This window comes from Achromobacter sp. UBA5777 (assembly GCF_002418565.1).
GTDB lineage: Bacteria > Pseudomonadota > Gammaproteobacteria > Burkholderiales > Burkholderiaceae_B > Achromobacter > Achromobacter animicus.
On the sequence record NZ_DIEJ01000140.1, the window covers coordinates 25,333 to 32,714 of the forward strand.

General features: G+C 64.7%; 8 protein-coding genes. 3 read left to right on the top strand and 5 right to left on the bottom strand.

Annotation, left to right across the window (positions count from 1 at the left end; all coding sequences use genetic code 11):
• Window position 1 precedes the first annotated feature (1 nt).
• Both B3446_RS10920 and B3446_RS10925 read right to left on the bottom strand, forming a co-directional pair.
• The gene (locus B3446_RS10920; RefSeq protein ID WP_291380884.1) at window positions 2–958 is read right to left on the bottom strand and encodes a class I SAM-dependent methyltransferase; all 957 of its coding nucleotides are present in this window, start codon (window positions 956–958) and stop codon (window positions 2–4) included.
• A 99-nt stretch (window positions 959–1,057) separates the two neighbouring features.
• The gene (locus tag B3446_RS10925; protein ID WP_291380886.1) at window positions 1,058–1,672 is read right to left on the bottom strand and encodes a TetR/AcrR family transcriptional regulator; all 615 of its coding nucleotides are present in this window, start codon (window positions 1,670–1,672) and stop codon (window positions 1,058–1,060) included.
• A gap of 225 nt (window positions 1,673–1,897) precedes the next feature.
• Here B3446_RS10925 and B3446_RS10930 point away from each other — a divergent pair, with 225 nt between their 5' ends.
• Window positions 1,898–2,491 carry a hypothetical protein gene (locus B3446_RS10930; protein ID WP_191579145.1) on the top strand — a complete coding sequence of 198 codons (594 nt, stop codon included), beginning with the start codon at window positions 1,898–1,900 and terminating at the stop codon, window positions 2,489–2,491.
• An 82-nt stretch (window positions 2,492–2,573) separates the two neighbouring features.
• On the opposite strand, the gene B3446_RS10935 is transcribed toward B3446_RS10930, so the two are convergent.
• The 3 genes from B3446_RS10935 to B3446_RS10945 all read right to left on the bottom strand — a co-directional run bounded on the left by B3446_RS10935 (window position 2,574) and on the right by B3446_RS10945 (window position 5,423).
• Window positions 2,574–2,894 (bottom strand): hypothetical protein, encoded by a 321-nt coding sequence (locus B3446_RS10935; protein WP_291380888.1) that lies wholly within the window; start codon window positions 2,892–2,894, stop codon window positions 2,574–2,576.
• A complete protein-coding gene (locus B3446_RS10940; protein WP_191579147.1) occupies window positions 2,881–3,387 on the bottom strand; it encodes a DUF523 domain-containing protein in 507 nt (168 codons plus the stop codon). The genes B3446_RS10935 and B3446_RS10940 overlap by 14 nt, the downstream gene beginning before the upstream one ends.
• 146 nt (window positions 3,388–3,533) lie before the next feature.
• Window positions 3,534–5,423: an NYN domain-containing protein gene (locus B3446_RS10945; RefSeq protein WP_291380891.1), complete on the bottom strand. Its 1,890-nt coding sequence runs from the start codon at window positions 5,421–5,423 to the stop codon at window positions 3,534–3,536.
• A gap of 121 nt (window positions 5,424–5,544) precedes the next feature.
• Here B3446_RS10945 and B3446_RS10950 point away from each other — a divergent pair, with 121 nt between their 5' ends.
• Both B3446_RS10950 and B3446_RS10955 read left to right on the top strand, forming a co-directional pair.
• Window positions 5,545–6,120 carry a GNAT family N-acetyltransferase gene (locus B3446_RS10950; RefSeq protein WP_291380893.1) on the top strand — a complete coding sequence of 192 codons (576 nt, stop codon included), beginning with the start codon at window positions 5,545–5,547 and terminating at the stop codon, window positions 6,118–6,120.
• A gap of 180 nt (window positions 6,121–6,300) precedes the next feature.
• Window positions 6,301–7,224, top strand: a complete 924-nt coding sequence (locus tag B3446_RS10955) for a motility protein A (RefSeq protein WP_191579150.1) — start codon at window positions 6,301–6,303, stop codon at window positions 7,222–7,224.
• Window positions 7,225–7,382 lie beyond the last annotated feature (158 nt).

Genomic DNA, 7,382 nt, shown 5'->3' on the forward strand with positions numbered 1-7,382 from the left:
GTTAAGCCAAGGTGTCGATCAAGCGCTGCAAACGCTGAATCGTGTCATCGAGTTCCAGCACCAAAAAATTGGCCGGAGAGATCACACCCGCCGTTTCATAGAAGTCGCCTTGCCGCGTCGTCTTATCCGCATACTCCCGTGCCACCACCAGATCCGGGGATGTCACGCCTTTTGCGTCAAGGTGTGCGACCTGTTTTTTCAAGTAGTCGATCTGGGCAGTGAGATGCTGATGCGGATCAGCACCCGAAGCCACCGGTCCGGTTTCGGGTCGCACGGGGCACGGCTTTACCGGTTCAAGGGTGTACACGATCTGTTCCACGACATTGGTCATGGAACAGCGGGCTTCAAAACGTGCCTGTTCGTCCAAATCCCGATAGGCCGGGAAATAGAAGAACGAAATCTTGCGGGTCTTGAACTCGACGCCCAGTTCGCTATTGGCCGAATAGCGCAGGCCCCAGTGGGGACAGCTGGGGGTCTGATACTGATACCTGGGCAATGCGTCCGTATCAACGTCCGATGAAAAGAACCGGAACGTATGCTCGTTAAAGCATATGTTGTTGTTGTGAAAGGGATTGGCGAAATTTGCGGTCGTGGTGAAGTAGGGAACGACGAGCTTGAATTGGCCTTCGGGTTTCAAAACCCTATAGACCTCGCTCAGGACATTGAAAAACCCGTCAAGGGTCAAGTGCTCAAGCGCGTGTGAAGAAAACGCGAAGTCAATGCTGTTGTCTTCAAACGGGAGCTTTTCCTTGTTCAGATCCAGCACGATATCCGCGTCGCTCATGGCCGAGAAATCAATGCCAATCGAGCCGGCCATTTTTTTGCGACCGCATCCAATATCTATGGAATTCATATATTTGCCCAGATCAAATCTGTTGGAATCGACCGCCGGAGGGCGCGAGGCCTCGTCGTTGCAACCACAACCATCCCACGGACATTGCAGGAAGCGTAGCCACATTTTGTGACGCCTAAGCGATCACATGATGGATCCAACAGCAGGAGGGCCGTCGACCTCACACGCCCGGCTGGCGCCCAGGCGGATGATGCAAAGCGCTTTTCAAGCTTCGGGTCGCCGACGCATCCCGTCCAGCAATAAATCCGTGATGAACTCCGCCACCGCCTGCTGCCTGGCCGCGTCGGGCATCAGCCGAGCGAAACGTTCGATGATGGCAATAAGCGACTGACCGAACCACTCGGGCGAAATCTCGGGGCGGAAGAGTCCCGCCTGCTGCTCCGACCGGACGTTTTCGGCGATCAGGATCACCAGTTCGTCCTTGAGCGCCTCGGCCGCCTCGGCCTGAAAGAAGCCGATGCGCGTGAGATTTGGGTCTTCCTGCAGGATGGCAAGCAATGTCCCGATACCCTGCCGGATGCGGTTGACCAGCGCTTCGCCCTGCAGGTGGCCCGGCAGTCGGGCCTCGCTGATCGCCCGGCGCAGCCGCTGCGCGAAAAGCCCAACCAGCTCGTCGTAGGCCGCTTGCTTGCTGGTGAAGTATTGATAGAACACGGGCTGGGTCACGCTGGCGCGGGCAACGATGTCGCTGACGCGGGTGTGCTGGAATCCCCGTTCGGCGAATTCGGCCGCGGCAACGGCCAGGAGTTGTCGCCGTGTGCGTTCGCCCTTGGTGAGGCGTTTGTCTTGCGATGCCGAAGTGGGTAGTGCCATGCTCATCGCCGAAAAATACTACCTATCTTCGCTTTCCGCCACTGCAACAAGCCCAAATTGCCACACTTCGGTCCAGACGGCCGTTCCCGCTTAGCGTCTTGTCACAGTACTGAAATCAGTTGAAATCCCCGTATCGCTTGAGACACCTAATCCGCGCGTCCCAGCAGTAAAGTACGTCTAACGTCTGGCGGCTGGCACAGTGCCGCCGCCGGATGGCTCAGGAGCAAGATCATGAAGCGGTTTACAGGCCGGGTGGCCATTGCGGCGTTGGCGCTGGCGGTTGCCGGCGCGCCGGCAGTGGCTGGCGGGCGTGGCGGAAATTGGGGCGGCCATGGCGGTGGTTATGGCGGCGGCTATCACCACTATCACGGCGGCGGTGGAAGCAGTTCCAGCGGCTGGTGGATCGGCGGCGCCTTTGCACTGGCGACAGTTGGGCTGCTGCTGGCGGCCAACTCGGGGCCGTCCTATGTGCAGACCGGGGTTTACTCGTCAGGCGTGGGCTACACAAGCCCGCCGCTGTACGCCGCGCCCGTGTACGGTACGACGGTCTATGAGGCCGCGCCGGTCTACACCGCCCCGGTTTACGAAGCGCCGCCCGTTGCCTATTCCACACCAGTGCCCCAGTACGCGCCCGTGCAGTATGAGTCCGCGCCCCCGGTCAATGTCGCTCAGGCGAACGCCACCACCGACTGCCAGCGCTGGGCCATGAACCAGAGCGGATACGATCCTGCCACCATCACCCAGTGGACCACTCAGATCATGGTGGATACCTACAACCGCGCGCTCGATTCCTGCATGACCAGCCGCGGCTATCGCGCCAACTGACAGGCATGATCGCGGGTGTACCGGGCTGACCTGACGCGTCGGCCCGCACGTGCTGCATGCCGGCGCGCTCGACGCGGCGCTTTCAGCGGCGCCAGCCGCGCCAGGCAAATATCACGGCGACGGCCAGGAGCAAGCCGGCCGGCAGCACCCAGACAAAACCTGAGTCCGTATAGACGACCTGTTCAACAGGATCGTAATAGCGGCCCAACTCGTTGAATTCCCACCGCAGGTACTGCGCGTACCAGGCGTAGAAGAAGACGGCGGACAGGGCCAGGCTTAACAGCGCGGCCAGGCGGGCAAACACGACACTGCGATGGGTGCGAACGGCGCCCTTCCAGGCCAGGTAACTGCATCCGGCCACCCCGGCCAGGATCATCCAGTCGCCAACCTCAGCGAGCATCATCCGCCTCCAGTTCGGCCAGGAATGCCGCCGCTTCGGCCCACTGATGCTCGCTGAAGACGTGCACCCCCGCGCCGCGCAGCAATTGCGCGGTCACGCCCATGCCGGGTTGACGACGGCCCGCGAAATGGCCGTCGTAGACGTAACTGCTGCCGCAGGACGGACTGCCCTCTTTCAGCACGGCCATACGAATACCTCGCGCTTGCGCTGCCGCCAGCGCCGCGTGCGCGCCGTGCACGAAAGGCGCCGTCACGTCGTCGCCCGTCACCGCCACGACACGGGCACGGCCAGCCAACACCGACGCCGCGTTTTCGCCTGGGTCGATCTCCGCCGGGGGCCGCGGGATCGGCATCCCGCCCGCCACCTCGGGACAGACGGCCACGACGCGCCCTTCTTCCCGCCACCGCGCCAGGATGGCATCACCATGGGGCACACCGCGCCCGTCGTATCGCACGGGATTACCCAGGAGACAGGAACTGATCAGAACATGATGCATGGGACGGTGAAATCGGTGGTTTGGCGGCCGTGGGCGGCGCGGCCGGACAGGTGACACAAGCCGGCCCCGCAAACAAACAGGCGCACAAGGCGCCGTTTGAAGCGTTCGTCAGTGCTGGCTGACGGCGGGCCGGGCCGACCGCGACTTCAAGCCGCGTCGGTTTTCTTCGCGGTCTTGCGCGGCGCTGTCTTGCGGGCCGCTGTCTTGCGCGCCGCTGTCTTACGCGCCGGTTCAGGGACCGGGGCGGTCTCGGCGGCGGGCGCCGCCGGCGTTTCCGCTTGTGCCGGGGTGTTCTCCGATTTGGATGGCGCCTTGGCCGCGCTCTTGCGGGCACTGCGGGCGGGTTTGGCGGCGGACTTTGCGGAAGCAGCGTCGGAAGCGGTTTCGGAGGCGGCCTGGGAAGCCACATCCGACCGGGACCCGGCGGCCGGTCGCGGCGCGCCGGCGAAGGGATCTGGCGCCTCGCCCCGGCGTTCGCGTTCGGTATTGGCCGGCGGCGCGACGAATGTCCACTCGGCCACATTCACCACTGGCGGCGGACCGGAGACCAGCGCCGACTGCGGCGGCGGGGGTACCGGACGCTTGAAGGCGGGCGGAGCCCCGTCTTCGCGCTGGCGAGCCGGCGCCTGCCCCTCGGACGAAGCCTGCCCCTCGGATGAAGCCTTCGCGCCGGACGAACCCTGCCGTTCCGCCTGAGCCTGCCCTTCGGACGCACCCTGCCCTTCAGATGCCCCCCGCCCCTCAACTGAACCTCGCGGCTGACCGGCGTCTCCCAATGACTCGGCATGGCTCGACGGCCGGGCAGCATCACCCGCCCTCGCGCCCCGACCACGGCGGCCCGAGCGACCCTGACGGCCGTTATCCGACTGCCTGCCGCTGCGCGCCTGCGGCGAGCCGTCGGCAACATCGCCGCCAGCAATCTGACCTGGCGCTTCCGACACATTCACTACCGTGCCGTCTTCCGTCTGCTGCGGCGCATCGGGTTGTTTCCACGCATCCGCAGCCTCGGCGAATCCGTCCGGCGCGGCGGTCACGGCGTCTTCCCGCTCTGTGCCTTCGCCGTGCGAGCCCGCCGTCCGGCCGCCCGCCGTCTTGCGTCCGCCACGCGATTTACGTGTGTTCCGGCCGCCAGCGCCCGGCGCGTCAGTGGCATCGGCCACCCCATCTGCCGCCCCGCCATGCGCCTCGCCAGCCTGGGCAGAGGATGCCTCGCCCGAGCCATCACGATAGACATACGTACCCGACTTCTCTTCGCGCCCGACCTCCAGGAACCCGCGCGACTGCGCCTCTTCCAGCAGATTCCCGAACGCGCGGAAGCCATAGTAGGACTCGTTGAAATCGGGCTTGCGGCGCTTCAAGGCGTCTTTCAGGGCCGACGCCCAGATCTTGCCGCTGTCGCCGCGTTCGGCCATCAGCGCCTCGAACGTCTCGACCACCATCTCGACCGCGCGCGTCTTGCGGGCGTCCTGCTCTTCCTTGCGGCGGCGCTCCTCGTCGGGCGAGCGGCGCTGGGCGCTAACGCCACGGTTGTCGCGGCGCGCCTCGGCGGTGCGCTGGCCTTCGCGGGCCAGATCGTCATAGAAAATGAATTCGTCGCAGTTGGCGATCAGCAGGTCGGACGTGGACTGTTTGACGCCCACGCCGATGACCTTCTTGTTGTTCTCGCGCAGCTTGGAGACGAGCGGTGAAAAGTCGGAGTCGCCGCTGATGATGACGAAGGTGTTGACGTGGGACTTGGTGTAGCAGAAGTCCAGCGCGTCGACGACCAGGCGAATGTCCGCCGAATTCTTGCCGGACTGGCGCACGTGCGGAATTTCGATCAGCTCGAAATTGGCCTCGTGCATCGGCGCCTTGAATTCCTTGTACCGTTCCCAGTCGCAATACGCCTTCTTGACGACGATGCTGCCTTTGAGCAGCAGGCGCTCGAGCACCGGCCGGATGTCGAACTTCTGGAATTTGGTGTCGCGCACACCCAGCGCCACGTTCTCGAAGTCGCAGAAAAGCGCCATGCTGACGTTTTCGTTGGGGTTGTTCATGTTCTCTCCAATGCCGCGGTCGGAAGGCCTGGCCCAGGCAATGCCCAGCCTTACACCGCCAGAATTCGCCCATGATATACATTTCCGCTTGGTCTCCCCCCTTCATCCGCCCCGAGCCGCCATGACCGACACCCAGCCGCCGCCTGAACTCGTCACCGACCGACTGGTGCTGCGCCCCCTGTCCCTGGACGACGCCGACGCCATCCAGCGCACGTTCGCCCAATGGGAGGTGGTGCGCTTTCTGGCCGACAAGGTGCCTTGGCCGTACCCCGACGATGGCGCGCGCCAATTCCTGCAACACGCCGCCCTGCCCGCCATGCGCCGCGGGACGCAATGGCATTGGTCGGTGCGCACGCGGGCGCAGCCTGACCTGTTGATCGGCGTCGTCAGCCTGATGGACGACGAGCCCGGCAACAACCGGGGCTTCTGGCTGGATCCGGCGCATCAGGGGCGGGGTTACATGACCGAAGCCAGCGCGGCCGTCACGGCGTACTGGTTCAACGTGCTGGGCAAACCGGTGCTGCGCGCGCCCAAGGCCATCGCCAACACCGCCTCGCGGCGGATTTCGGAAAGCAGCGGCATGCGGCTGGTGGGCACCGAGGAACGCGGCTTCGTCAGCGGCCGGCATCCCGCCGAGATCTGGGAGATCACCCGCGAGGAATGGCTGGCGCAGCAGGACGCCACGCGGCAAGCCTAGACCGTCCCCGATTTGCGCCCGTGAATCGGCGGCGCGCCGCCCGCCTGACTGCCCGATTAAGCCGGCGCTTACCGCCTATTTCGCCCCGCTTTCCGGCCAATTGACCGGCGCTTGCGCTGGCTAGAATTCCCGACAATCCGGCATTCCGCGCGTGGGATGCCATGTTTTCGGGCAAGATCCATGAATCCGTCTACCGTCATCGGCGCCGTTGTCGGCCTGCTCACCCTGATCGTCGTGGTGGCACTGTCCGCCAACGACACCAGCCTGTACTTCAACCTGCCGGGCCTGGCGATCGTGCTGGGCGGCACCTGCGCCGCGCTATTCATTGCGTACCCGCTGCAGGAAGTGGTGCGCGTGTTCAAACTGGTGCGCACGGTGTTCCGCAACGACCAGCACGACCAGCAGCGCGACATCGAGGAACTCGTGTCGATGGCGCAGCTCTGGATGAACGCCGACGTCCACAAGGTCGAGCACGAACTCAAGAAGGTCTCGAACCCGTTCCTGCGCACGGGCGTGCAGCTCATCATCGACAACACGCCTGAAGACCAGATCATCGAATTGCTGAAGTGGCGCGTCGCCCGCCTGCGCGCCCGTGAGCAGGCCGAGGCCCAGATGTTCCGCGTCATGGCGACCTTTGCGCCCGCCTTCGGGATGCTGGGCACGCTGGTTGGCCTGATCAACCTGATGGCCGTCCTGGGCGATGGCAGCATGCAGACCATCGGCCAGCAGCTGGCCATCGGCCTGATGACCACGTTCTACGGCATCCTGCTCGCCAACCTGATCTGCAAGCCGATCGCGCTGAAGCTGGAACGCCGTACGGCGCGTCGCGTGGAATCGATGAACATGGTGCTGCAAGGCATCTCGATGATGTGCGAGAAGCGTGGCCCGGCCATGGTGCGCGAGACCCTGAATTCCTTCGTCATGCACGTCGAAGATGAAATCTATGACGGCGGCGCCGACGCAAAGCCCAAGACCAAGACGGAAGGCCAGGTCAAGCCCGGTGCAACCGCGCCGGCCGCCGGAGCGCCGGTACCCGGAGCGCCCGCCCGCGCCACCGCAGCCGCCTCCGTCTCCATCGCCCGCCCCGCTTCCGCGCGTCAATGAGCCTGATTTCCCCTTCCCTTGCGCAGCGGATCGAGCAGGCCCGCCAGGCGCAGTTGCGGGCGCAGAAGGCGTCCGCGGCGAGCGCCTGGCGCCCTAGCGACAGCGACCGCCAGGACCGCTATGCGCGCTGGCACGTCGAAGACGCCGTCGAACAGGAT